The 24,921-nt window shown below is 68.8% G+C and carries 23 protein-coding genes; 14 read left to right on the top strand and 9 right to left on the bottom strand.

The annotated features are described in order from the left end of the window. Position 1: 1 nt before the first annotated feature. The 3 genes from ACTRO_RS08400 to ACTRO_RS08390 are packed head-to-tail and all read left to right on the top strand — an operon-like array spanning position 2 to position 4,453. Complete coding sequence (locus ACTRO_RS08400) at positions 2–2,725, top strand: ABC transporter permease family protein (RefSeq protein WP_034262566.1); 2,724 nt, start codon at positions 2–4, stop codon at positions 2,723–2,725. Next, positions 2,722–3,762, top strand: coding sequence for an ABC transporter ATP-binding protein (locus ACTRO_RS08395; RefSeq protein WP_063627949.1), 1,041 nt, complete (start codon positions 2,722–2,724; stop codon positions 3,760–3,762). Before ACTRO_RS08400 ends, ACTRO_RS08395 begins: the two co-directional genes overlap by 4 nt. Continuing rightward, a complete protein-coding gene (locus ACTRO_RS08390; RefSeq protein ID WP_211244163.1) occupies positions 3,755–4,453 on the top strand; it encodes an ABC transporter ATP-binding protein in 699 nt (232 codons plus the stop codon). Before ACTRO_RS08395 ends, ACTRO_RS08390 begins: the two co-directional genes overlap by 8 nt. A 36-nt stretch (positions 4,454–4,489) precedes the next feature. Here the strand turns inward: ACTRO_RS08390 and ACTRO_RS08385 are convergent, their stop codons facing one another. The 3 genes from ACTRO_RS08385 to ACTRO_RS08375 all read right to left on the bottom strand — a co-directional run bounded on the left by ACTRO_RS08385 (position 4,490) and on the right by ACTRO_RS08375 (position 6,620). Then, positions 4,490–5,296 carry an SPFH domain-containing protein gene (locus ACTRO_RS08385; protein WP_034262563.1) on the bottom strand — a complete coding sequence of 269 codons (807 nt, stop codon included), beginning with the start codon at positions 5,294–5,296 and terminating at the stop codon, positions 4,490–4,492. A gap of 92 nt (positions 5,297–5,388) precedes the next feature. Next, positions 5,389–5,820: a nucleoside deaminase gene (locus tag ACTRO_RS08380; RefSeq protein WP_034273766.1), complete on the bottom strand. Its 432-nt coding sequence runs from the start codon at positions 5,818–5,820 to the stop codon at positions 5,389–5,391. Beyond that, positions 5,817–6,620, bottom strand: coding sequence for an LLM class flavin-dependent oxidoreductase (locus ACTRO_RS08375; RefSeq protein ID WP_034262560.1), 804 nt, complete (start codon positions 6,618–6,620; stop codon positions 5,817–5,819). Before ACTRO_RS08375 ends, ACTRO_RS08380 begins: the two co-directional genes overlap by 4 nt. A gap of 94 nt (positions 6,621–6,714) precedes the next feature. Between ACTRO_RS08375 and ACTRO_RS08370 the strand changes: the two genes are divergently transcribed. Beyond that, the gene (locus tag ACTRO_RS08370; RefSeq protein WP_034262556.1) at positions 6,715–7,161 is read left to right on the top strand and encodes an Lrp/AsnC family transcriptional regulator; all 447 of its coding nucleotides are present in this window, start codon (positions 6,715–6,717) and stop codon (positions 7,159–7,161) included. Between the two features lie 73 nt (positions 7,162–7,234). Further along, positions 7,235–8,023 (top strand): histidine phosphatase family protein, encoded by a 789-nt coding sequence (locus ACTRO_RS08365; RefSeq protein ID WP_063627948.1) that lies wholly within the window; start codon positions 7,235–7,237, stop codon positions 8,021–8,023. On the opposite strand, the gene ACTRO_RS08360 is transcribed toward ACTRO_RS08365, so the two are convergent. Both ACTRO_RS08360 and ACTRO_RS43040 read right to left on the bottom strand, forming a co-directional pair. Beyond that, positions 8,020–8,316 (bottom strand): hypothetical protein, encoded by a 297-nt coding sequence (locus tag ACTRO_RS08360; RefSeq protein WP_034262553.1) that lies wholly within the window; start codon positions 8,314–8,316, stop codon positions 8,020–8,022. The two genes, ACTRO_RS08365 and ACTRO_RS08360, sit on opposite strands and share 4 nt — an antisense overlap. Before the next feature lie 22 nt (positions 8,317–8,338). Continuing rightward, positions 8,339–8,824, bottom strand: a complete 486-nt coding sequence (locus ACTRO_RS43040; RefSeq protein ID WP_157435962.1) for a DUF6884 domain-containing protein — start codon at positions 8,822–8,824, stop codon at positions 8,339–8,341. A gap of 171 nt (positions 8,825–8,995) precedes the next feature. On the opposite strand from ACTRO_RS43040, the gene ACTRO_RS43035 reads away from it, so the two are divergent. Then, entirely contained in the window at positions 8,996–9,772 is a 777-nt protein-coding gene (locus ACTRO_RS43035) for a hypothetical protein (protein ID WP_051450511.1), read from the top strand. Between the two features lie 99 nt (positions 9,773–9,871). Here the strand turns inward: ACTRO_RS43035 and ACTRO_RS08345 are convergent, their stop codons facing one another. Next, a complete protein-coding gene (locus ACTRO_RS08345; protein ID WP_157435960.1) occupies positions 9,872–11,599 on the bottom strand; it encodes a tetratricopeptide repeat protein in 1,728 nt (575 codons plus the stop codon). Positions 11,600–11,917: 318 nt separating this feature from the next. On the opposite strand from ACTRO_RS08345, the gene ACTRO_RS08340 reads away from it, so the two are divergent. Further along, positions 11,918–12,661, top strand: coding sequence for a hypothetical protein (locus ACTRO_RS08340; protein WP_034262548.1), 744 nt, complete (start codon positions 11,918–11,920; stop codon positions 12,659–12,661). Between the two features lie 147 nt (positions 12,662–12,808). Next, entirely contained in the window at positions 12,809–13,735 is a 927-nt protein-coding gene (locus ACTRO_RS08335) for a C45 family autoproteolytic acyltransferase/hydrolase (RefSeq protein ID WP_169739856.1), read from the top strand. Between the two features lie 23 nt (positions 13,736–13,758). Here the strand turns inward: ACTRO_RS08335 and ACTRO_RS08330 are convergent, their stop codons facing one another. After that, a complete protein-coding gene (locus ACTRO_RS08330) occupies positions 13,759–14,184 on the bottom strand; it encodes a MarR family winged helix-turn-helix transcriptional regulator (RefSeq protein ID WP_051450510.1) in 426 nt (141 codons plus the stop codon). Between the two features lie 79 nt (positions 14,185–14,263). Between ACTRO_RS08330 and ACTRO_RS08325 the strand changes: the two genes are divergently transcribed. Continuing rightward, positions 14,264–15,679 (top strand): MFS transporter, encoded by a 1,416-nt coding sequence (locus ACTRO_RS08325; protein ID WP_051450509.1) that lies wholly within the window; start codon positions 14,264–14,266, stop codon positions 15,677–15,679. A 40-nt stretch (positions 15,680–15,719) separates the two neighbouring features. Further along, positions 15,720–16,268, top strand: a complete 549-nt coding sequence (locus tag ACTRO_RS08320; protein WP_034262543.1) for an isochorismatase family protein — start codon at positions 15,720–15,722, stop codon at positions 16,266–16,268. 106 nt (positions 16,269–16,374) lie between these two features. On the opposite strand, the gene ACTRO_RS08315 is transcribed toward ACTRO_RS08320, so the two are convergent. Continuing rightward, positions 16,375–17,052 carry a TetR family transcriptional regulator gene (locus tag ACTRO_RS08315; protein ID WP_034262540.1) on the bottom strand — a complete coding sequence of 226 codons (678 nt, stop codon included), beginning with the start codon at positions 17,050–17,052 and terminating at the stop codon, positions 16,375–16,377. A 118-nt stretch (positions 17,053–17,170) separates the two neighbouring features. Between ACTRO_RS08315 and ACTRO_RS08310 the strand changes: the two genes are divergently transcribed. Continuing rightward, positions 17,171–18,157 carry a quinone oxidoreductase family protein gene (locus tag ACTRO_RS08310; RefSeq protein WP_034262537.1) on the top strand — a complete coding sequence of 329 codons (987 nt, stop codon included), beginning with the start codon at positions 17,171–17,173 and terminating at the stop codon, positions 18,155–18,157. Positions 18,158–18,173: 16 nt separating this feature from the next. On the opposite strand, the gene ACTRO_RS47055 is transcribed toward ACTRO_RS08310, so the two are convergent. Next, the gene (locus tag ACTRO_RS47055; RefSeq protein ID WP_157435958.1) at positions 18,174–19,523 is read right to left on the bottom strand and encodes a helix-turn-helix domain-containing protein; all 1,350 of its coding nucleotides are present in this window, start codon (positions 19,521–19,523) and stop codon (positions 18,174–18,176) included. A 713-nt stretch (positions 19,524–20,236) separates the two neighbouring features. On the opposite strand from ACTRO_RS47055, the gene ACTRO_RS08300 reads away from it, so the two are divergent. The 3 genes from ACTRO_RS08300 (at position 20,237) to ACTRO_RS08290 (ending at position 24,797) form a co-directional block, all read left to right on the top strand. Further along, the gene (locus ACTRO_RS08300) at positions 20,237–20,509 is read left to right on the top strand and encodes a S1 domain-containing protein (RefSeq protein WP_157435956.1); all 273 of its coding nucleotides are present in this window, start codon (positions 20,237–20,239) and stop codon (positions 20,507–20,509) included. Positions 20,510–21,257: 748 nt separating this feature from the next. Next, a complete protein-coding gene (locus ACTRO_RS08295) occupies positions 21,258–22,292 on the top strand; it encodes a DUF8189 domain-containing protein (RefSeq protein WP_034262529.1) in 1,035 nt (344 codons plus the stop codon). Positions 22,293–22,658: 366 nt separating this feature from the next. Continuing rightward, on the top strand, positions 22,659–24,797 hold the full coding sequence (locus ACTRO_RS08290; RefSeq protein WP_157435954.1) for a glycosyltransferase family 39 protein: 2,139 nt from the start codon (positions 22,659–22,661) through the stop codon (positions 24,795–24,797). The last annotated feature ends 124 nt before the right edge of the window (positions 24,798–24,921 follow it).

Genomic DNA, 24,921 nt, shown 5'->3' with positions numbered 1-24,921 from the left:
CGTGACGTCCATTTTCGGCCGCCTGCGCGGCGCCCTCGCGGCGATCGTGACCGCTCTCTCCGTCCTCGCCGGCAGCGCGATCGCTCCGGCGCTGCTCCTCGCCGTGGTCGCAAGCGCCGGAACCTTCGTCGCTCTCGACGCCGCGCATCGGACCAACACGATCGAGACCTCGGCCCTGCGCCACGCGCTGAGCACGTCCGCTCAGCTCGAGCAGTCGGTCACTTCGCAGCAGAGCCTCTCCGACGTCGAAGGGGCCCTCTACGACGCTCCGTTGCAGCCGCTGAGCGCTTACACTCTCAGCCAGATCAAGGAATCGCTCAATCGGACTATCGCCGGACTCGGGCTCCCGGTCGGCACGGCGTCGGGCAACTGGATCGGCCTGTCGGCGAACGCCGGCGTGATCTCCGTGCCGGGCTCGAAGCTACCCGACGTCACCTGGCTCGTCTGCCGCGACACGCTCGCACCGCTGCACCTGATCTCCGGCAGCCTGCCGCAGGCATCGAGGGCGCCGAGCGCCCATGCATCGGCCGCGTTCGACGTCGCCATCTCCGAGGCCACTGCTACCTCGGCGCACGCGCACGTCGGCTCCGTGCTCAAGGTCAAGAGCAGCACCGCCGGCACCCTCGAGCTCACCGTCACGGGCATATTCGAACCCACCGATGCCCGAAGCGCCTACTGGACCACGGATCCCGGCACCGTCACGCCGTACCTCGACGCCGACGGCCCGGTTCCGAACACGCTGTACCAGAACGCGATGATGTTCGTCGCGCCGCAGGCCGCGAAGGCGCTCGTCTCGGCACAGGCCGAGACGAACACGACCCTTCAGACGGTCACCTCGCTCGACCTGTCCAAGGTCACCGCCGATCGCGCCGCAACCCTGTCCGCCGCCCTCCAACAGGCCCAGTCGCAGATCAGCGCCGTCCTGGTGGGTCCGGTCGAGGGTACCGGCCAACTCCGGGACGTCCTGATCCACCTCAACGTCGGCCCCGCCGCCACAGTCGGCGCGTTCGTCAAGCAGCAGTCGCAAATCGCGACGCTGCTCTCGCTGGTGACGACGTCGCTGGAGGTCCTCGGCGTCATCCTGATCCTGCTGTGCATCCGGCTGGTGGCCGAGCGTCGAACCAACGAACTGGCGATGATGCGAGCCCGCGGCGCATCGAGACGCGCGCTCGCGGCCGAGGCGGCACGCGCAGGGCTGATATCAGTCCCCTGCGTGATTGCGGTGACGCTGCTGGCGCACGGAGACTCGTGGCTGCCGGCAGTATTCACCGGCGCGTTGGCGCTGCTCGGACCTGCGGTGCTGGCCGTGCACACCCACGGCCGCGTCCCGCGCGGCCACACGGTGGGCCACCAGGATCGCAGCGCCGGCCGCGTTTGCCGGGCGCGACGGATCGCGCTGACGGCGGCCATCATCGTAGTCTGCGTCGGCTCAGTGGTAGCGCTGCGCTTCGACACGTCTCAGGCCTCAGACAACGCACTGGTCGGGTCCGCTCCGCTTCTCGCAGCCGTCCCCATCGCGCTCATCCTGCTGCACCTCGGGCCGCCTGTCGTCAGGGCACTGACCAAGCTGGCCGCGTTCGCCCGCGGCGCGGTGGCCTTCGTCGGCCTGGCCCGGGCGTCTCGCTCCTCCACCGCCACGCTTCTGCCGAGCGCGGCGCTGATTCTCGCCTTCGCCGTGATCGCCATGGGCTCCACGATCCGCGGCAGCATCAGCGCCGCCGAGGTCAACGCCTCATGGCAGGCGGTCGGAGCCGACGACACGGTCAGGGTCGGCGGGCTCGGCACGACCGTCCCGGCGAACGTGGTCGATCAGGCCGAGGCGCTGCCCGGTGTCACCCGAAGCGTGAGCGCGTACAGCGCGGAGATCTCCGGAAACGACGCGTACGCGGGGCAGTTCACCGTGCTGGTCGTCGATCCCGCCGCTTATCAGGCCTTTACCGGCGTCAAGCTCGCCCTGCCGCACACGCGGACAGAGTCCGGCGCGCCGACGCCCGTCATCATCTCTCCGGCACTGGCCGCGGCCATGGGCGCGAAGACGGTCAAACTCGACCTTTTCGGCAGTACCCTGACGCTTAAATCCATCGGTACCGTCGCGGACACGGCGGCCCTTCCATCCGTCGACACCTTCGTGATCATCCCGGTGTGGGCGTTCAAGAGCCCGCCGGGCGCCTCGATCGTCATGCTCGACGGCGATATCGACGCGCGACGGTTGGCCGCGACGTTCAGCCGCGTCCCCGGCGCGCAGATCACGCAGCGCGCCACGGCGCTGGCCGCGCTGACCGACGCCCCCATGCAGAGCGGCGTTTTCGGGCTCTTCGACCTCGGCATCGGCATCGCGCTGGCCTGCTGCGTGGCCGCCCTCGCGGTGAGCCTGTCGCTGCAGGGCCCCGCCCGCGCCGCCGGCATGAACCGCCTGGCCACCATGGGCCTGAGCCGCTCCCGGCTGGACCTGCTCGTGCTCACCGAGCAACTGCCACCCGTGATCGTCAGCCTGATCGGCGGCGTGATCGGCTCGGTCGCCATCAGCGCCCTGATCGGTCCCGCGCTCGACCTCGCCGCCTTCAGCGGCACCCCGGCGCCCGCCCCCAGGGTCTTCGACCTCGGCGCCCTCGCCGAAGCGAGCGCGGCGATCGCGGCCGCCGCGGCCCTCGCCCTGCTCGGCCATGCCGCACTCAGCCGCCGCCGCGGCGTCGCCACGGCCCTGAGAGTAGGCGATCGATCATGACAGTACGCGAAGACGGAAAACTCGCGATCCACGAGGCGGCCGGCCTCGACCAGATCCGCAGCGAACTGCGTGCGGGCAGGGAGGGCTACGGCGAGGACGCCCTCGTCGTGTGCGATCAACTCGTGCGCATCTACACCGCGGACGGAGTGGAGGTCCAAGCCCTCCAAGGCCTCGACCTGCTGGTCAAGCGAGGCGAACTGCTCGCCCTGGTCGGCGCGTCCGGAAGCGGCAAATCCACCCTGCTCAACATCCTCGGCGGAATGGACCGCCCCACCGCGGGCAGCCTGCGCGTGGACGGCAGGGACGTGGCGGCGATGCGCGGCGCCGCCTGGCTGGACTACCGCCGCAAGACGGTCGGATTCGTCTGGCAGCAGACCGCGAGGAACCTGGTGCCCTACCTCACCGCCCGGCAGAACGCCGCGCTGCCCATGCGCTTCTCCGGCACGGGAAGAAGGAAGCGCAACGCCCGGGCGGACGAACTGTTGGAGATGCTCGGCGTGGCCTACTGCCGCGACCGCCGCCCGCACCAGATGTCCGGCGGCGAGCAGCAGCGCGTCGCCATCGCCACCGCGTGCGCGAACGGCCCCACGCTGCTGCTGGCCGACGAGCCCACCGGCGAGCTCGACACGAAGACCGCCGCCGACGTGTTCGGCGCCCTGCGCACGATGAACGCGGAACTCGGCGTCACGGTCCTGATCGTCACCCACGACCACATGGTGGCCGGCCAGGTCGACCGCACGGTGGCGATCCGGGACGGGCGTACGAGCACGGAGACGCTGCGCCACACGGTGACCGGTGACGACGGCGAGGAAGTGCGCCACGCCGTGGAGTACGCCGTTCTCGACCGGGCGGGCCGCCTGCAGATGCCGGCCGCGATGATCAGGAGGCTTCAGATGCGCGACCGGGTCCGGTTGGAAGAGGAGGCGGACCATGTCGGCGTGTGGCCGGGTCAGACGCGCCCGGAGCAGGGCGTCGGCGAGCAGAGCCTCGGCGAGCAGGGTCTCGACGGGCAGGCCGGGGAGCGCGACGGTGATTGAACCGACCGCCCTGACGACCGCCGCGATCGAGGTTCAGGGCATTACCCGCGTCTACGGCAGCGGCAACACGCAAGTGGCCGCCCTGCGCGGCGTGGATTTCCGCACCGAGCCGGGAAAGCTGGTCGCCGTCCGAGGCCGCTCCGGCTCCGGCAAGACCACCTTGCTCAACATCGTCGGCGGCCTCGACCGCCCGACCAGCGGGACCGTGCATATCGCCGGACGCGACGTGACGAAGATGAGCGAGAGCGAAAGGCTCAGGCTCAGAAGAACGGACGTGGCCTTCATCTTCCAGTCCTTCGGCCTGATCTCCGTCCTCTCCGCGGCCGAGAACGTCAGCGTCCCGCTGCGCATCGCCGGCCTCCCGCGCGCAGAGCGCAGGGAGCGGGTCGAGTTGATGCTGGAGATCACCGGCCTGGCCGAGCACGCCGCCCAGCGCCCCGGCGAGCTCTCCGGCGGCCAGCAGCAGCGCGTGGCCATCGCCCGCGCCCTGGCCGGCCGCCCCAAGGTCCTGATCGCGGACGAGCCCACCGGCCAGCTCGACGCCGACACCGCGCGCCTGATCATGCGCCTGCTCAAGACCGTCGTGCGCAGCGAGGGCATCTCCGCCCTCGTCGCCACCCACGACCTGACCCTGCTCGACCTGGCCGACGAGGTGCTGACCCTGCAGGACGGACTGATCGAGCGCAGCTGAACCGGCGGTGTGCTGAGCCGCCGGTCCGCCGCGGGCTCAGTCGATGCTGGACGAGCCGGTGTTGAGTACCGGCTGGACGTGCTGCTCGCTGCAGAGCACGACCAGGAGATTGGAGACCAGCTTCGCCTTGTGGTTGTCGTCGAGGACGACGCCGCTGCCTTCGCTCAGGTGCGCGAGCGTGGCGTCGATCATGCCGAGCGCACCCTCCACGATCTTGGAGCGCGCCCCGACGACGGCGCCGGCCTGCTGACGTCGCAGCATGTTGCCGGCGACCTCGGGCGCGTAGGCGATGCGGCGCAGGCGCACGTCCGTGACCACGATTCCCGCCGCGGCGAGACGCGACCCGAGTTCCGTGCGGAGCGCGTCGGCCACGGTGCCCGGGTCGCCGCTGAGCGAGAGACGCTCCTGCCCGTGGCTGTCGTACGGAAACCGGCTCGCGGTGTGGTGCAAGGCGGCCTGAGTCTGCAGCTCGACGAAGTCGTGGTAGTCGTGCACGTCGAACACTGCTTTCGCCGTGTCGTGCACTTGCCAGACGACCATCGCGGAGACCTCGATGGGATTGCCGTCCATGTCGTTGACCTTCTGGAACTCGCTGTCGTTCGTGCGGATCTTCAGCGAGACGTGCACTTTCTGCGCCAGCGGGTTGACGGCGTGCCAGCCCGCCCTGCGCAACGTCCCCGAATACTTGCCCAGCCGGGTGAGCACGACGGCTTCGTTCGGCTGCAGCACCACCAGGCTCCTGAACATGAACAAGCCGAGTGGCGGGACCACCAGACACACCACCGCGATGAGCAGACCCAGGAGCCCCGGTATCCGCCAGGCGTTCTTCTCAGATGACTCCATGGCACATCCCCCCTAGTGCCGCGTCGAGCGACACGGCATGAACCGACGGCGGAAACTGTAGTGCTCGCCGGGGTCCTAGGCATGTCCACGTTTCACGGCCGGTAGTGCCGCTCGATGGGAACGCGCGCCTCCTCGAACAAGGCGGGCCCCTCGTGCGGTACGACCGGCCAATCCGAGCCCGGGTTCAATGCGATCAGCTGGTCCGTGGCCAGCGCGTAGACGACGCGAACGAGTCCGGAGCGCGCGATCGCGCCGGTGCACATGCCGCATGGCTGGCAACTGGTGTACATCGTCGTGCGTGAGGCGGTCTCGGCGTCGAGTTCGCGTGCCGCCCATCGGGCGAGCTTGAGCTCAGGGTGGGCCGTGATGTCGTCATCGCGCACAACCGTGTTGTGTGCCTCGGCGAGAATCTTTCCGGCAGGATCGGCCAGCAGCGATCCGTAGGGCGCGTCGCCGAGGGTGACGGCGGTCGCCGCGATGGCGATCGCGCGTCGCAGCAGTGCCTCATCGGCGGGGGTGATCACGATTGCGTCCTCCATTGAGTGGCCACGGTGGTCAGGGCCCGCCAAGCCTCTTCCGGCCGTCGCGTCTCCTCGGGATCCCCATGGGGGGGATCGAGCACGACGGTCTCAGCTCCCAACAGCTGAAGCTGGCGGAGATCGTCAAGGATCTGCTCCAGGTCGCCGGTGCCGGCCGGTCTCTCGGGATCGTGAACCGGCGCGCTGCCCAGCTGGAAGGCGATGCGCGGCGCCAGCCCGGGCAGGGCGCGGTTGGCGACGGTCTCGCGCAGGAAGGGCAGGGTGACGCGCAGGGGGTGCCAGGCGTCGCCGAAGCGCTCGGCGCGGCGGATCGCCGCCGGACTGTTGCCCCCGACCCAGATGGGAATCGAAGACCCGGCACCCCACGCCTGCCGCAGCGACAGCAGGCACTCGTCAGTCAGCCGACCGCGCTCGGCGAAGGGGACGCCGAGCGCGGCGAACTCCTGCTTCGCCCCACCGACACCCACGCCGAGCACGAACCGGCCGCCGCTGAGCTCGTCGAGGTTGCCGGCCATACGAGCCGTCAGAAGCGGGTGCCGGTACGGCAACACGAGCACGGTGGTACCCAGCTTGATCCGGCTCGTGCTGCCGGCGAGCCAGGACAACGTGGTGAAGGGTTCGAAGAAGCGCTCCGGATAGCGCACCGCCACATCCGGGGTGACGGCGATGTGGTCGGAGAGCATCAGCAGATCGAAACCGAGCCCTTCGACGACTCGCGCCCACTCGCGCAGCACGCCTGGATCGGTCCCCGGTCCGTAGTTCGGTACGTTCACGCCGAGGTGCATGAGCAGGAGGCTATCCCGGTGGCGACCGCGCAGTGAACCACTTTCTCGCGGCCTATCCGGTCATCGACCATGGATTCCCCGGTAATGTCGTCTCATGACCGTGAATCTCGACGAGATCGACTGGGCACTGATACGGGAGCTGCAAGCCGACGCGCGCCTGTCGATCAGCGAGCTCGGACGGCGCGTGCAACTCGGCGCCTCGGCGACCGCCGAGCGGGTCCGCCGCCTCGAGGCGCTCGGCGTGATCACCGGCTATCACGCCGTCGTCGACCTGGAGAAGATCGGCTATCCCGTGCTGGCCGTGGTCCGGCTGAAATACCCGGGCAACCACCACCAACCGCTTCGCCGACTGCTCGCCGAGCGCCACGAGGTGCTCGAGTGCCTGCGTACCACGGGGGAGGACTGCTACACGCTGAAGGTCGCGGCCACCTCGATGGAGCACCTCGAGAAGCTCATGGACGAACTGGCCGGCTTCGGAAGCACGACCACCAACGTCGTCTACCGCCAGACACTGCCGTATCGCGGTCCTGAAAAGCCGTGACGCGGGCGGCCGGCCGTCGCGCCTGTGGGAAATCCGATGGAGCCGACGGCCGTGGCCGCGGTAGAACGCTGGTGTGACGAGTATCGAGTTCGAGGCGGTCTACCTGGCGCGGCATGGCCAGACGCAGTGGAATGCCGTCCGCCGGAGGCAGGGGCGGTTGGATTCGCCGTTGACGGAGCTGGGCAATGCGCAGGCGCGGGCGAACGCCGCGCTGTTGGCGAGCGAGCCGGTGGACGCGGTCTTCGCGAGCCCGTTGGGGCGGGCCCGCACGACGGCCGGGATCCTCGCCGAGGCACTGGGTCTTCCGGTCTCGGTGTGCGACGACCTGGCCGAGATCGACCACGGTGCCCTGTCCGGCCTGCTGCCCGATGAGGTGGAGGCGGCGTATCCGGGCTTCGCTGCGGCGAGGGACTGTGACCGCTACGGCTATCGGTTCCCGGGCGGGGAGAGTTATCAGGATGCCGATGCCCGCGCCGCCCGGGCACTCGCGCAGGTTGCCGCGAGCGGCGCGCGGCGGCCGCTGCTGGTCTCACACGAGATGATCGGCCGGATGTTACTCAAGCACCTGGGCGGGTTGAGCACCGCCGACGCCCTCGCGCTGACGCACCCGTCCGACGTCGTCTACCGGGTCGCGCCTGGTACTGGGCGGCCAATCGAGCAGTTGTCCGCTGCCGTACCGAGCGACGTAGTGGGGGGCAGGATCCGTGGAAACCGGCAGCGTAGCCGCCGAGGCGATGTGAGGGACCGCGGACGTTGGATCGAGACCGGCGAAGGCCAAATTTCCAAACGCGGTGACGAGTTGCTCGCCGCCCAAGAGACCCCGTACGCGAGCCCGGCGCTGGAGCGGCCGTCCCGATCCTAGGACGCTTCGCCGCGCTTCCACTCGCCGAGCCGGTACCAGACCTCTCTGTCGCCCGGCCGCACGCGCACCGAGTCGCCCACGTCGAACGAGCCCAGGACCGAGAAGACCCGGTTCAGCGCATCCGCACGGCCGACCCGGTCCGGCTCCACTTCCAGAGCCAGATCGGAGATCCCCATGCCGGTTCCGGCCCCGATGATCTCCCCGACGCCCTCGAACACCTCGTTCAGGCCGTCTTCGATGTCATCGCGATCGACCGGGATCGGCCCGTCGATGATGATCTCTGCAAAGTCCATCCGCCTATCCGAACAACTCGTCCTAACATGCATTGTCCGTCGAAGAGCCCGCATCCACGGCTACCCGGCGTACCCGGGCGCCGAGGTACTCGATCGGGGACGTGAGCGCAGTGGCGTAGGCGGCACTGGCGAAGATCTCGACGACGTCGCCGCGGCCGATCGAGCTGACCAGGCAGAGCTGCTCGGCCACGAAGCGGCCCCACGCTCGCTGATAGTTCACCGTTTGCTGGGCAAGGGAGAAGGAGTGGGGCGCGAGGACGTCGTCGGGCGCGAGCAGCCCCCAGCGGCCGCTGACGACGAACCACGGCACCCCGCTCGCCTCGGCCCGGGCCCGCCGGCGCGCGAACAGCGGGCTGACATACAGATCACGGGCCGCGGCGGGCTCGCTCAGCTGGGCTTTTCCACCTCCGACGAGGATGATGGACGCTGCGGTCGAGGACGTGGGCGAGGCGGGCGTCGAGGACGCGGCGAACGGTGTCGCGGATCCATCGCCGGATTGCATGGGCATGCCAGATAGGTACACGATCGCGGCGCAGCGCGCCAGCCGGGCGGGCGGCTATCACGTGATGGATCATTCAGTGCGGCTACGACTACTACCTGGGCCGAACGAGGTCCATGCCCGAGACGTTACCCTGGGCACGATGGCGCAGAAAGCGGGCGTATCGCCTCGGGAGGGATCGTGAGCGATCAGGGCTCGACGACGGGTACCGGCCAGGGCGGATGGTCTGGACACTCCGCCCAGTCCGGAAAGGCCGAGGGCTGGAAGGAACGCTGCGACGTCCTCGCCGGGGAGATCAACCACCTGCTCCGCAGCGGAGCCGGCGCGAACGCACGCGCGAGGGAGGCCGAGTTGTTCGAGCTGCTGCGTGTGCACAGTTCCGCGCGTCTCGCGGCCGACACCCTCCACACGATCGCTCGCCACCACTACGCGGCGGGCGACACGGTCAGCGCGCTCAGCGCGTTCCGCGACGCTCGGGCCGGCTACCTCGAGGTCTCCGACTCTGACGGCCTGTCGGAGGTAGACCGCGGCACCGCGCTGATCCACGCGGGCGCCCTCGAGTGGGGCCGGGCGGTCGCCACGCTCCACGCGTCGGCCAGGGACCTGATGGAGCTCGGCGCGACGGAGAAGGCGGCGCGCGCGCACATATCCGCCGCAGCGTTCCGCACGGTCGGCGGCCGAATCAGCGACGCAGAGCCCGAGCTCGACACGGCCGATCGCCTGCTGCGCAGTGCGGCGATCGACCTCTGGTACGAGACTGGCGAGGCGAGCGTCGCCTGCCAGAGCTGCGGGCAGAACTCAGATCTCCGCGCGTGGCGGTGGGCGGATGACTACTTCGCGTTCGGCTATCTGGGCTTCGAGTTCTGGGACTGGCCCGACTTGGCCGCCGGCTTCGTCGACGACCTCGCCCAGGTGCTCGACGGCCACCGGATGATCCGTGTGCGGGGAAAGCTATGAGCTCGGTGCCGTGGCTCAGGCGTCGTGCCGTGGATGATCATTTCGCCGACGGCACCACCGGCCACCTGGCGATCTGTAGGAGTTTCAGAACCTAGTCGGTTAGTCGGGCGCGACGGAGATGCCTTGGCGGGTCAGGCGGCGGATGAAGCCTCGCTTGGCGGGTGCGGCCTTGATGTGGGCTTTGAGGATGGCGGCGAGATTCGATTCGGCGAGTGCCACGATGCTCGGATCCATGCCGGGGCACATGAGTACGACTGCTGCGAGGAAGTCGTGGAGGGCGCTGTAGCGGTGCCCGACAGCGCGGGCAGTGAATCGGTAGCGTTCGGCGAGTTGCTCAGCGATGTCCGAGCGGTGTTGCGGTGTTATCCATGCGGCGATGCACAGCGCGAATGCGGCGGCGTCGACTGTCCAGTCCTCCGGGCCGTGCAGCAGCCGCAGGAGAAGCCTGCGGCGAGCCGAATCGGTCCAGGGCTCCTGCGGGCGGTGGTGGAGGATGCCGATGCACAGCCAGGCCTGGGACACTCGGTTCGAGTACAGGCCGGTGACCGTGTCGAGGCGGCGGGCCCTCTCGTCAGGCGGCGGTACGTGGGCGAGCAGGGCGAGTAGGTCCTGCTCGCTGAGCGCGCCGAGCGGTGCTACATGTTCGTACGCCGCCAGCGGTTCACCCCAGATGCCGATGACCAGAGGTGCGAGCAGGCTGACGGCGGCCGCGTCGGGCGGTGGAATAGCGGGCACAGCCGAGGTGCCTTGGTAGGTCCACAGTGGCGGTCCGTACTTCGTGCTGCATGCCGTGCGCAGGTCCGGTTCCGGAGTCTCGCCGACGGTGATCCTCGCCTCCGGGTGGCGCGTGCGGAAGGCGTGAATCGCGCTGGGCGCCTCCAACGCCATCATGTGGACCTCGTTGATGCGCACGACGCCGTTTTTCGGGCTGGCGGCGATGGCTTCTTTAGGCGGTGGCACAAGGCCAAGCCAGGGCACGGCCTGGCACGTCCTGGCCATGAGAGTGCGCAGATACGGGATCTGCGGGTGGACGGTGGCGAGGTGGAAGAGTTCGGCGATGGCCTCGGCGTCGCGCAGGAAGCCGTCGTGAGCGGCGAGGCTCGCCCGAGCCTTCGCGGACAGGACCGCACCACGGGCTTCGATGGAGTCGGGGTCGAGCGCAGCCGCGCGTTCGGCCCAGCGCAGCGAGGTGGTGAAGTCACTTCGGTCGAAGGCCAGGTCTGCCAGGTCCAGGTGCAGTTCTGCGTTGTCGGGCGCGAGAGCCACACCCGCCTCCAGCGTTTTGGCGGCGGGTGCGAGGGCGCCGGCGTCGCGTTGTGCGAACCCCAGCTTGATCAGGCTGTTGGGCGAGCGGATTCCGGCCTTGCGGTCGAGGCGTACCGCCTTCTCACACCAGGCGACGGCCTCGGATGCCGCGTCGAGGCGCCGGGCGGCGTCCGAAAGCGAACAAAGTACTCCGGCGTCAGCGTCCGGTCGCGCCGCGGCGGCGCGCGCGAGTCCCAACCACGGGCGCAGCGCCGCGCGCACGGCGGGATCGTCCGGGTACCCGACGGCATCGAAGATCGCTTTGACCGCGTGCGCCACGGCGCGAGGGGACAGCACATCGGCTAGGTGTGTACCGAACCATGCCGCGCCCGCCCAGGGGAGCGCGGGCTCGATCGCGACCAGCTGGCCGAGGAGAGGTACTGCCTTCGCATAGTCGTCATCGCCCGCGATCAGGGCGGTGATCAATGCTGCATTCTGAGCGGGAATATCGCCGCTCTTGGCCTTGAAGTACTCGCGGGCTGCGGTGCGCGATCCGGCCGCTGCCGCCAACTCCTCAAGCACTGCGTATACCCGGGGGTCGTCGGGAGCCAACGCCATCGCGTTCGCGAGGTGCGTGGCCGCGTGCTCAAGCTGAGCGGAGCCGATAGCGGCACTGCTGCGCGCAAGTTCCGTGCGCGCAGCCTCAGCACGCTCAACCCGCTCGGCCGCCCGGCTTACTTCCCCAGCCCCCACGGAAGGCCCCTCGCGTGCCCTGGATCGCCCGCTGCAGGCGCTCTCGTTGGCATGATCCTAGCTGCAAGCCGTTGCCAACAGCGCATTGCGACGGTTGGTGGAGCGGTCGACGTGGATTTCGGCCGGCGAGGCGGGCATTATCGGAACGTGGCATGGATACGCGGCCGGGACGATGAGCAGCAGCCGGGGTTCTCGATCGAGTTCGAGGACGAGGACGAGGGGCTGGACGCTGCAGCGTGGGACGAGGCGCTTCAGAGCGGCGAGGCGGCGGGGGCGGAGGTGGTGCGGGGGCACCGCATGTCGCGGTGGGCGCGGATGCCGCGGCGGGCCCGGGTGGGGCTGGCGGCGGGGGTGCTGGCGCTGGCGGCCGGGTCGGTCGCGCTGGAACAGGGGGTTCGCTCGGCGCAGGAGCGTGCACGGGATCGGTACTCGCTGGCCGTTGTGGGCGACCATTATCAGCCTGTGATCTTCAGTTATGGGCTCAACATGAGCCTCACCTTGGTCGACAACGGGCCCGCACCGGTCACGGTGGAGTTCTTGCAGGTCAGCCAGCCAGGGTTGAGTCTCGACTTCTATCCGGTCAATGTTCCGCTGCCGGTCGGGAAGCCGACGACGCTCGCCCTGAACGGCGTTTTCGATTGTGAGCGCACGGCTTCCTCGACTGCGGCCGCCGGCGCTGACAAGGACGCCCACGCCAGCGGTAACGCAAGTGCGGGAACCAAGGCGGGCGCGGACGCCAACGCGAGCACCGTCGACGTGACCGTCAGCAGCCGGACCGGGATCGGCGGTGTGCGGGTCGGGCTCGCGGCGGGTTCCGTGCCGCCGCAGGGGTGGCAGGACGAGCTCGCCGCGTTCTGTGCGCCTTCTCCTGTGTCGAACACAGGCCGCTGATTGCTCGCGGCGCGACCGGGATCCGCGTTGTGCAGGCATCTGCATCCAGCTGAGTAGTTGAGCAGAGATATCAGACCTAGAATTTCTGTAGGGTGTAGATGACTCATTCGGCTTCCATGGGGGCGGTAAACCGTGAGCTTGCGGACGATGACCTTCCACGCCCTGGATGTCGGCAGCGGTGACGATGGCCGCTGGGCTGCGCACGCGCAGGCCTTGTGGCCCATTGCCGAGGGCTGGATGAGCGAGGAGAGCCGAACGGCGGACGGCGAGATCCGTGCCCGACGGCTGTTCGAGGAACATATGCCGGAACTCGTCCCCGTACTCGACCGGCTCGCCGGCCAGTTGGACACGCCCGGCGGCAGCACCTTCCTCACGCACGCGAACCTGCGGCCCTTTTTCTCGGGATGCATGCAGATCGGCTCCGACGGCACCCTGCTCCGCAACTACGATCTCAGCCCGGAAGGTTGCGAAGGCGCCATCGTCCGCTCCGACTTCCTGCGCCCGGTGATCGGTATGCAGGAAGCACTCTGGGGCCTGCTGGACGGTATGAACGACGCCGGGCTTGCGGCCTCGCTCACCTTCGGCGGACGCTTCGTCCACGGACCCGGGTTCGCCATCCCCATCGTCATGCGCTACCTGCTCGAGACCTGCGACACCGTCGATCAGGCCATCGACAGACTCTCATCGATACCGATCGGGATCCCGCAGAACGTCACCTTCGTCGATCGCAACAGCGCCGCCACGGTATTCACTGGGCCCGACATCCCGGTGACCCGGGCGCCCGACGCCTGCGCAGCCAATCATCAGCACCTTGCCGTACCCGACGAGCAGGAGCAGTCCTCCAGAACCCAGGAGCGATTGAGCGCGATTCGCCGCGCCGGCACGGATGTCGAGGCAGCACTCAAGCCGCCTCTGTACCTGAGCGACTATGACAAGTGGCTGGGAACGATCTACACGGCGCGCTACCGGCCGACCGAGGGCCGGGTGACGTACTTCTGGCCCAGCGAGAGCTGGGAGCAGTCTTTCGGCGATTTCGCCGAGGGAACGCGCACTGTGACCATCGGCCGGGTCTGACCGCCCCGAGCGGGCGGCTGCTATCAGCCTTCGGATTCTGTGGTCAGCTTACCGATAAGCCCGTGCAGGGTCGTGAGCTCTTGGGGTGTCAGCCGGTCGAATCCGCCGGGAGGGCGGTCGATCACGTCGTGTACGCGGCGTACCACGTCACGGCCGGCCTGAGTGAGGGTGATGTCCTTGCGCCGCCGGTCTTCCGGGTGCACATCGCGGGTGATGTAGCCGCGCTCCTCGAGGGTGTTGAGGATGACGGTGACGTGCGAGCGGTCGACGTCGAGGAGCCGGGCCAGTTCGGCGGGTGTGCGGGGGGACTGCTCGAGCAGGGTCAGGGTCGTCACCCGGCCGCTGCCGCGTCCGATCCCCACGGTCTCGCGGAGCTCGCGGGCCCGGTCCTGGGCCTTGACGTAGGCGCGCAGCGCCCGCCAAGCGGCGGCTTTCTCCTCGTCGTCCACGCCTCATGCTCCCATGCCGCGGTCCTCGTGAAGCGGACGGTTTCGCGAATCGAACTAGTTGTATGTTATCAATGATTACATGTTTGCAACTAGCTCCACGGTCGCCGCCATACGTCGGCCGGGAGTGCACCACCCGCGACTGCTCGTCACGGCCTGCTGTCTGAGTGTGTTCGTGACCGGGATCAGCAACACCACGCTCAACGTCGCGCTGCCGACGATCCGCGCGAGCCTGCACGCCTCGGTCTCCGGCCTGCAGTGGGCGGTCGACTCGTACACGCTGGTGATCGCCTGCTTGCTGCTGCTCTCGGGCTCGCTCGCCGACCGGTTCGGCCGGCGGCGGATCTTCCTGACCGGGCTCGCGCTTTTCACCGCCGCCAGCGTCGGGTGCGCGCTGGCCCCGTCGCTCGGCTGGCTGATCGCCCTACGCGTCGTGCAGGCGATCGGCGGATCGATGCTCAACCCGGTGGCGTTGTCGATCATCACGAACGCGGTGACCGACCGCGCCGAGCGGGCCAGGGCCATGGGCACCTGGGGTTCGGTGTTCGGGCTCAGCGTCGGGCTGGGGCCGGTCATCGGCGGCGGCCTGGTCAGCGCGTTCGGCTGGCGGTCGGTGTTCTGGATCAACCTTCCGCTGGGTCTGATCGCGATCGCGCTGACCCTGCGCTACGTCGGGGAGTCCCGGGCCTCCCGGGCCCGGCCGCTGGATCCCCTCGGCCAGGCGCTGTTCATGATCGCCCTTGCCACGCTCACCTACGCCATGATCGAGGGAGCCGGGCGCTTCGGCTCGCCGTTGATCCTGGGCGCGTTCGCCGTCTGCGCGCTCGCGGTGGCGCTGTTCATCGTGGTGGAGCTGCGCTCGGCGCAGCCGCTGGTCGACGTGCGCTTCTTCCGCAGTCCGCCGCTGACCGGCGCCAGTCTGATCGCAGTGCTGGCGTTCGGAGCCCTGGCCGGATTCACCTTCCTCAGCAGCCTCTACCTGCAGCAGGCTCGAGGGATGAGCCCCGCGGTCGCCGGGCTGACGTTCCTGCCGATGGCCGGGCTCATGGCCGTGCTCGGCACGGTCTCCGGCCGGATGGTCGCCCGCCGCGGCGCGACGATCCCCCTGGTCGTGGCTGGTCTGGCCACCGCGGTCGGCTGCGCGCTGCTTCTCGGCCTGGCCCGCGACACCTCCCTGGTCTACCTGCTGATCGCGTACGGCGTCGTGGGCGTCGGTCTCGGCATGGTGAACCCGCCCATCTCCACGATCGCGGTGTCCAGCCTGCCGGCCGACCAGTCCGGCGTGGCCGCTTCGATCGCCTCCACCAGCCGGCAGATCGGCAGCGCGCTCGGCGTGGCCGTGGTGGGCCTCTTCGTCGGACGCAGCACCCCGGCGCACTTCGCGCACGACAGCCACGGAGGCTGGCTCGTGCTCACATTCTCCGGTCTGGCGGTGGCCGCCATCGGCCTCGCCTCGACCGGTGCTCGCGCCCGCGCGAGCCGGCCAGCCGCGAGCTGACCACCCCGCACCGCAAGAACAACGAGAAAAGGCAACAACCGTGACCGTGACACTCGACGCCTCGACCGCCCTCGTCGTCATCGACCTGCAGAAGGGCATCGTCGCCCTGCCCCCGGCCGAGACCGCGGCGGCCGTCGTGGCGAACGCCGGGCGCCTCGCCCACGCCTTCCGGGCCCAGAACCGCCCGGTCGCACTCGTCACCGTCGTCGGCGGCGCCCCCGGCCGCGCAGACTTCTCCCGCGCGGGCGGCGAGTTCCCGGCGGACTTCGCCGACCTGAGCCCGGAACTCGGCGCCCACCCCGACGACATCCTCGTGCAGAAGCGCACCTGGGGCGCCTTCGGCAGCACCGACCTGCACGAGCAGCTCGCCGGCCGCGGCATCACCCAGATCGTGCTGTGCGGCATCGCCACCAGCATCGGGGTGGAGAGCACGGCCCGCTTCGCTCACGAGTACGGCTACAACGTGCTCATCGCCCGCGATGCCGTCGCGGACGCCAACCCGGCAGCCCACGCGCACTCGGTGCAGACGATCTTCCCGATGATCGCGGAAGTCCGCGAGACGGCCGAGATCCTGACCGAACTGGGCTGACCCACCCCGACTCGGCCTGCGGGTACGGGCTCGCCGCGGCGAGCCCGTACCCGCAGGCCGAGTCTTCGGACTGAGCGCCCGAGCAGGCTGGCTCGGCGGCCGCGCCTCACGCGTGCGGCGGCCCTGCCGCCTTCTCCGGCGCGATCTGGGTGAGGCCCAGTGCAGTGGCCTGGACGATGAGGGCGAGCCGGGACTCGAAGTCCAGTGCGATGTGTCCCCATTCTGGTACCTGCTCGTAGAGTGCTGCCAGGGTCGGGGTGGGGTGTGAGACCTGCCAGAGGCTGGCGGCGAGCGAGATGGTCGTCGCGACCAGAGTCTTGATCTGCCCCGTGTTCATGCTGCCGGCGGCGACGAGCGTCGCCACGAGTTCGTCGTGTGCGGCAGTGGCGTTGGTCTTGTAGCGGCGGGCGCGTTCGATGTCGACGTCGCCTTCGAGTCGCATCGCGACGTGTGTCAGCAGGTCGCAGAAGACCGGAAGCCCGGCGATGGTCGTGACCAGGACGCCGGCCACCTCAATCGGGCTGATGTCCCCGCGAACGCCGGTCTCCTTCTTGACCGCGTCACGCCACTGGCCCCAGCCGCGTTCGGCCAGTTCCAGCAGCAACTCTTCCTTGTTCTCGTAGTACCGGCGCACGCCGGTTCGGTGCAGACCGGCGCGCTCGGTGACGGCGGCGATGGTGACGAAGCGGATCCCGCCGAGCTCGAGCGCGACGGATTCCGCGGCCGCCAGGAGGTCCTGTGACCTGCGGGCTTTGTCCTCGGCTGATCGCGCTCTCGCACCCATGTCACCAGATTAACGCATCACGCCGTGCGTTACCCCTGGATCCGTGTTACCGTGGCGATAACGCATCACGACGTGCGTTATCTGAAGTGCATACCGCGTAAAAAGGAAGAATCCCCTCATGGAAGCAGTCCAGGCAACCGCGTTCGGCGGCCCGAGCGTGCTCACCGTCACCGAACTGCCCGACCTGAGCCCGGGCCCGGGCCAGATCACCATCGACGTCACGCACGCGGCGGTCGGGCTGATCGACCTGTTCATCCGGCAGGGCGTCTACAAGGACCGCCCTGGGATGCCGCAGCCCTCCTTCATCCCGGGCCTGGAGGTCACCGGAACGGTGCGCGCGCTCGGTGCGGGCGTGGCCGACTTCAAGGTCGGCGAGCCGGTGGTGGCGATGTCGCAGACCGGAACGGGTGGCTACGCGTCGGTATATGTCGCGGCCGCGCCCTTCGTGGTTTCGCTGGCGGGCCACGACATCGATCCGGCGATCGCGGTGTCGATGATCCCGAACGCGGCGATGGCTTTCGCCGCCCTGACCGAGGTCGCGCACCTCAAGCAGGGCGAGAGCGTCCTGGTGCACGGCGCCCTCGGCGGCCTGTCGAGCGCGTTCCCCGGCATGGCGAAGCAGCTGGGGGCCTCGCGCGTGATCGGCACGGTCCGCCCCAGCAAGCTGGAGGCGGCCGGCAGCACGAGGCTTCCGTACGACCGGATCGTCGACTCGACGCAGCTTCCTGACGTGTTCGGTGACGAGAAGTTCGACGTGGTCATCGACCCGGTCGGCGGCGACGTGCGGACCCGCAGCCTCGAGCTGATGGGCCCGGGCGGTCGGCTGATCGCCGCCGGCAACGCGAGCGGCGACTGGGAGCACACGATCTCCGACAACCGACTGTGGCTCGGCAGCATCACGATCGCCGGGTTCAACGCCGGAGCGTTCATGCCCTCGCACCCGCACGTGCTGCGCCCCGCCCTCGAAGCAGCCCGGGCGGCGGTCGCCGCCGGCCTGGGCGAGACCGTGGTCGAGGCGCTCGGCTTCAGCCAGGCCGCCGAAGCGCACGAGCGGATGGAGAACCGATCGCTCGCCGGCCGCCTCGTCCTGACACCCGGGTCCTGATGCCCGGGAATGCCGGCTACAGATTGGAGAGCCGCGGAGGCATTCGCTGCTCACTGGCGACGAGGGACGAGCGTAGATCCGTCGGCTTACCCCGGTCATCGAAGAGTCCGCGCAAGCTGCCCAGCGCCATGTTCCCTCGCGGGACCATTCCCCGTGCAGCGAGAGCGCGCCAGACGTCTGCAGCAGCCAAGGTGGCAACATCTGCGATGCGGTCACGATCGATGTCGCCACCCTCTTCGGGACGTAGCAGGGCATCCGGCATGACCACCGTCAGTACCGGCCACGTCGCCATGCCTACTGCGTCATCTAACAGCGTTCTCAGTTGGATCATCTCTTCGAGATCGATGTTCCATATACTCGAACCGCGCCTCAGAAGCTGATCCTCGCTGCGAACGTAAACGGCACAGCCGATCGCCGAGTCGGCCAAATCAGAAATGACGTGAGGTATCACGCGATGATCGGTGATGGACCAGACGTGCTTCGCGGTCTGCTGCTCATCGCTCAACAGAGACCTGGTGTAGCGGAGTCGCGCGTCCGTCACGATGGGATCAGCCGGCAACCGATCCAACGGGAGAGGGACGCTGTACCGGACGTCGTGATAGCCATAACCCAGAGAGTCGGCCAACAAGGCGCCTATGTACTCGGCGTGCGCGTACGGACATCCCAGCATCAGAATATTCGGAGTCGCCGACAGTCTGTTCTCGGCAGGTGGCCGCGGCCGCTCATGCTGCGGAACATTGAGAATCAGTCGGGGACGCGGCGGTTCCCAGTCATGGGCATCTTGCTCGCGCCAACGGGCGCCGAAGCTTGAGGATGCCTCACCTACGATCCGCGTCACTATTCGGCGGAGCTCGTCTTCCGCTAAGCTCCGGCTCGCGCCGTAGGTGTCGATACCGATGTATGTGCTCAAATGAACCGGATACTTTCCACCCCGGTTTGCGCGCCGAAGTGTCGTCTGGAGGTCGAACCCCTCGGCCAGCAGTATCCCGGCGAGTCGCCCACCGGCATCGGTGAAGGCCAGTTCAGCAGCATGGGCGACCAAGTAGTCAAGCTTTCCGGCGGCAGTGCGTAGTTCCGAAGCGACCTGCGCCATATGAGCGTCAGCGGACAGAGATGGTGGGAGTATTCCTCCTAAGGATAATTGGTAGGCATGGCTGAGTCCGGTGATCTGGCTGAGCACCGGCAGGATATCCAGACGGGGAGGACTCTGGCCGTCGAGCCACTTGCGCAGCGTCGTATTCCGCACGCCCACGCGATCCGCCGCGGCGTTGATGGAGATATTCCGTTCCCGCAGCGCATCATCGATCGCTTTACCCCAGACAGGCCAGCCATGCCCAAGGCTTGCTGGGTCGTGACCCTCACGCATCGAGGTTGCCTCCCAACTCAAGATTCTGCTCGTCGAGATGACGGCGCGGCAGATACGGTCGGCCAGTCAAGACCGTCGCCGACGGAAAAAGGCGCTCTGCCAACAAGAAGCCGTCGTTGCTTCGAGCCCGCCCCACGTCAGACGGTGTCGAACATCAGACACTCTAACCTCTGCGACCGCGACTGTGACGGCACTCCACTGCCGATTTTCGGCACGAGGCGCTTGAAGGTAGCCGACGAGTATCGGCGCGCTCGCGCCTCCCGGCGCGTGGCCAGGGTCGTCGCGCCATCGGCAGTCAGGCGGTGCCAGAACTTGCCGGGCGCAGATCATGGCGGCCTCAAGATCGCAGATATATCGTCGCCAGTCAGGCATCGCGAATATCACGACAGGCGACTAACAAGAGCGCCCTTCTTTATGGAAAGGATGCCCGTGATGAGTCCGGATCCTGGCCGTCGCCACGTGCCCGACCCCGAGAGCGGTGCTGGTGCGCTCTTCTATGCGATCCTTGGAGGGCTCGCGACTACGGGAGTTCTGGCATTGCTCCACCACATCCATGTGATATGGAGCTAGGAGCCCGCTGAGAATATCCACCCTGGCCCGGCCACGTTACGGCCGGGCCAGAATGCTGCCATGCCTGGGTGAGCGAGCCGGTATACCTTCGGGCGGCCCCATCGGTGTCACCCACGGGTGTCGATCTCTGACAGACTGTTGCCGTGGCTGAACAGTTGGCAAAGTGGGCTGTGGTTGACGGAACAGTGGTTCGCCACATGCACTACGGACTCAGGGTCCAGGTCTCGTCCGGAGAGATCGGTGTGGTCGACCGCGCCGAGATCGCCGAAGGGCGCGCAGACTCGGCGGACTGGCCGGCAGTCGGTTCAGTGGCCGCGGTCGTCGGCGCGGGCTACGCAGGTAGCCAGCTCAGGCTGAGCACGCGCCCGAGCCACCTCGAAGAAGCAAGGCGCCGCAAGCTAGCGGCCGAATCGTAGAGCCATTCCGGACCAGACGCTCCGACCTTGGGCAGCCAAATCTGGGCGGTACGCTGCCGGCTTGGGAGGCGGAGGATCCGCATATCACTGGCCTGCGCACAGGTCGGAGGCTCGCCGCCTAGTTGATCTCCCGTGAGTCCTCGAGATCGACCGCTCGGCTACTTCCTGACGGTCCCGCATCGGGGACGTTCCTCGGTTCGCCGCCCAGCCCGCTTCGGGCCCTGTGTGGCTGGTACCGAGCGATGAGCCAACCTCCTAGGCGGCCGGAGAACCAGCACGCCGCAAGGCCTGCCACGGTCGTGTCGACCACTAGTGGCAGGCCTATGGCGTAGGCGACGAAGAGAATCTGAGAAAAGATGATAGGGGCAGCGAAATCCCGACGGACACTGACTAATAGGGTCCTGCGGCCGAGTGCCGGTCGTTCGGCCAGTGAGTACCGCTCCCCTTCGCGCACCGCGGCGTCCCATCATCGGAGTCCCTCTGCGCCCGAACCGGCCATCGACTGGATCATGCCAGGTATCCGGGATCATGGTGTTGATTTCGGACGCTCATCGTCCAATCGACGGCACCCTGTGTCGTGCGCGGCGGTAGGGCCTGGTCACGGCGCCGGAGAGGCTAATGATCATACCCCGAAGCTCCGATAACATACCACGCAAAACATGGCATATAGGGCCAATCGGGTGGCATAACTCATGTGAGCACACTTGCACAATGCAGTCTGTGCGCAGCGCGTGAAAGGAAGTCACTCATGCCTGTGTCCACCACTCCGGGAACCGTCTGGGGCACCTGGATCAACCTCCAGGGCTCCATCGACGCCGAGCCCGCCCCCGTCCGCAACGCCGACAACCGCGTCCAGGTCTTCGTCCAGGGCGGCTCCAACACGCTCTGGACCATCTGGGAGCAGCGCGACCGGACCTGGAGCTCCTGGCTGCAGATCGCCGGCGCCGCGATCGCCGGCGTGCCGAACGCGGTGCTCGGCAAGGACGGCAAGATCCGGGTGTTCTACCGCAACACCTCCGGCGACATCGAAGTCGTCACCCAGGCCGCGCCCAACGGCGGTTTCGGCGCGCCCACCCGGATCGTGACGAACGCCGGCGGGGACCCGGCCGCCGCGCTCAACGCCGACGGCCGGATCCAGATCTTCTTCCGCGGCACCGACAACGCGCTGTGGTACGTGCGCAACCCGGGCCTGTACTACGAGCAGTACACCGCCCCGGTCTCCCTCGGCGGTGCGATCTACGCGACGCCCTCGCCGATCCTCGACGGCTCCGGGCGGATCGTGGTCGCGGTCCAGGGCGGATCCAACAGCCTCTGGACGATCCAGCAGAGCAGCCCCAACGGCGTCGACGCCTGGCAGGCTTACGCCCAGCAGACCACCGGCGTGACCACCCGTCAGTCGGTCGTGCTCGACGCCGCGGCCCGCGTCCAGATCCTCTACCGCGGCTCGGACGCCGCGGCCTGGCGCGTCGGCCAGGCCGGCGACTACAACTCCTTCAACGCCCCGGCCAGTCTCGGCGGAGCCATCATCGACCGGCCCACCGCCGCGCTCGGGCTCGACGGACGGGTCAACGTCTTCGTCAAGGGCACCGACAACGCCCTGTGGGTGGCCGTGCAGAACGCCGAGAACGAGGCTGCCTACGCCGACTTCCAGTCGCTGGGCGGCGTGATCGGCTCCGCCAACGTCAGCCCCGCCATCGCCAACCAGGAAGCCCTGCTCTACGTGTTCACCCAGGGCTCCGGCACTGCGCAGAACCTGTGGCTGCAGCGTCAGACCTGGGTCTGACCGGCCGGCAGGGTCGCAGCCGGGCGTTCCCGCAGTGATGGTGAGCCAGGGAATGTGCACCGCCTAGGCCAGGACGTCCGCCGCACTCGCGGCGGGCGTCCGATCACTGCACCGGATGGGTGAACTGAAACTCAGTCATGGTACGCGGCACCTGCTCCAATAGGTGGAAATAATCGAATACGCTTGCCTGGCTTATCTCTGCTCCCTCACGATGAACACATGAGAGTCCTGGTAGGCGAGACGCCGTCCGCGGACGCCGGCTGACCGGCCGGCGCCCGCGATGCCGGGTGCGCGCGGAGTCGACGACCCTTCACCGCGCCGATCGTGCTCTCGCCGGTGCAGACGGTCTGGGTGAAGGGAGTGAGCGTGTCGCACACCGCGTCGCCGTCCGCAGGGAGCGGCACGGCAACGGCCGAGACGTCGATCCCTGACGGCCGCGCAGGTCTGCTGCCTACCCCGGGCCCCGGGCCGCGTGACCGGCGCGAGCGGCTCATCCTCGCCACGATCGTGCTGCTGGCCGCCGCCATGTACGGCCGGCAGGCGGCGCACGCCGAGTACAAGGGCTTCTACGCGATGGCCGCGCGGTCGATGACGACCGGGTGGCGCGCGTTCCTGTTCGGCGCGCTCGATCCGCACGCGTCGATCTCGATCGACAAGATCCCCGGCTTCATCTGGCCGCAGTCGCTCAGCGCCCTGGTTTTCGGATTCCATCCCTGGGCGCTGGTGCTGCCGCAGGTCGTGGAAGGCGTGGTGACGATCCTCGCGCTCAACACCGCGGTGCGCCGCTGGATCGGGCCGCGCGCCGGGCTGATCGCGGCCGGCGTCTTCGCTCTCACCCCGGTAGCCGCGTCGCTGTTCGGCAAGGTGATCGAGGACGCGGCGCTCACCTGCCTGCTCGTGCTCGCCGCCGCGGCCTGGCAGCGCGCGATGGAGGCCGGGCGGCTGCGCTGGCTGATGCTGTGCGGGCTCTGCGTGGGCCTCGCGTTCCAGGCCAAGATGCTGCAGTCCTGGGCGGTGCTGCCCGCCTTCGCCCTCGCCTACCTCGTCGCGGCGCCGCCCCGGCTGCGCACCAGGGTGTGGCACACTCTGGCGGCCGGCGCCACGTGTCTGGCCGTCTCGCTGTCGTGGGTGGTCATCGTGACCCTCACCCCGGGCGCGGACCGGCCATACATCGACGGTTCGACGAACAACAGCGCGTTCGCGATGGTCTTCGGCTACAACGGACTCGCCCGTTTCGGCGGGCTCGAGGGCTCCGCCGCGGGCCTCGGCAGCGTCACCACGGCGCAGAGCTCCGACCTCGGCGGATCGGGCCCGAGCGGCTGGTTCAAGCTGTTCGAGCACGGATTCGCCTCGCAGGTCGGCTGGCTCTACCCGGTGGCCGTGGCCGGGGCGCTGCTGGGCCTGTGGCGGCGCGGCCGGGGGCGTACCGAACCCGTGCGTGCCGGGGCTCTGATGTGGACCGGCTGGCTGCTGACCCTCGGACTCGCGCTCTCGGCCGGCAGTGTGCCGCACTCGACGTACCTGGTCGCGCTTGCCCCGCCGCTGGCCGCACTCTCCGCGTATGCGCTGGTGCGTGCGATCGCGTGGTATCGCTGCGCCGACTCGTGGGCACACCGGCTGTTCCTGCCCGCGCTGACCGCGGTCACCCTGGCCTGGGCGGTGCGGCTGAGCTCCGACTTCCCGAGATTCGCGCCCGGAATCGCACTGCCGCTCGCGGCGTCCGCCGCCACCGTCGTCGCAGCAACCGTCGTGGTGCGCCGGAGGGTCACGAGCGGGGCGGGCGTCACCGCGTGGACCGCGGCCGCCTCCTGTGCTCTGATGCTGGCAGTCCCGGCAGTCTGGTCGCTCTCCGTCTTCGACTCCGCCCACGCCGGAACCCCGATCAACGCCAGTGCGGGCGGCTACGTCGACGGCTCCGCCAGCCTCCTCGCCGGCAGCACCGCTGCTTTCGCCGGCACGGGCAAAACCGGCGAGAGCACAGCAGACATGGCCCGGACGGCACGAACGCACGCGAAGACCGCAGCGTCGGCGCCGGGATCGCGCGCGCGCGGTTCCGGGGCGAACGCGTACAACCCGGCCAGCCCGCCGGCGACGCTCGATGCGGCCGAGCAGAGGCTGCTCGGCTACCTGAAGGTCCATCAGGACGGCGCAAGCTACCTGATGGCGACACAGTCGTGGACCATGGCCACGCCCTACATCCTGTCCGTGGGCGCGTCCGTGCTGCCGATGGGAGGGTTCTCCGGAGCGGCGAACTTCCCTCAGCCGCAGCAGTTCTCCGCATTCGTCGCCGACGGTCGACTGCACTACGTCCTGCTCACCGGCCGCAGCGCGCGCTCGGGCACGGCGGCGACCTCCGGTGCGAAGCCGGCCGCCTCCGGCCAGTCGGTCGCGGCCACCGACGTCTCCCGTATCGCGGCCGAGGTCGTCCGGACCTGTCAGCTCGTGCCGGGATCCGACTACGGCGCGGTCGAGCAGGAGACCGCCCCGCTCTATCGCTGCCGCTGATCGGGGGTCAGGCCCGCGCCGAAGGCTCGGAACATGAGCGGTCCAGCAGCCGCGACGGACGGTACCGAGGTCGCAGGGCACGCATGGATCCGTGAGCGTCGGGCACTCGTTCCTCCTGCAACCG

This window comes from Actinospica robiniae DSM 44927 (assembly GCF_000504285.1).
GTDB lineage: Bacteria > Actinomycetota > Actinomycetes > Streptomycetales > Catenulisporaceae > Actinospica > Actinospica robiniae.
The sequence above is the reverse complement of the archived record's forward strand: the minus strand, read 5'-3'. Positions and strand labels throughout refer to the sequence as shown.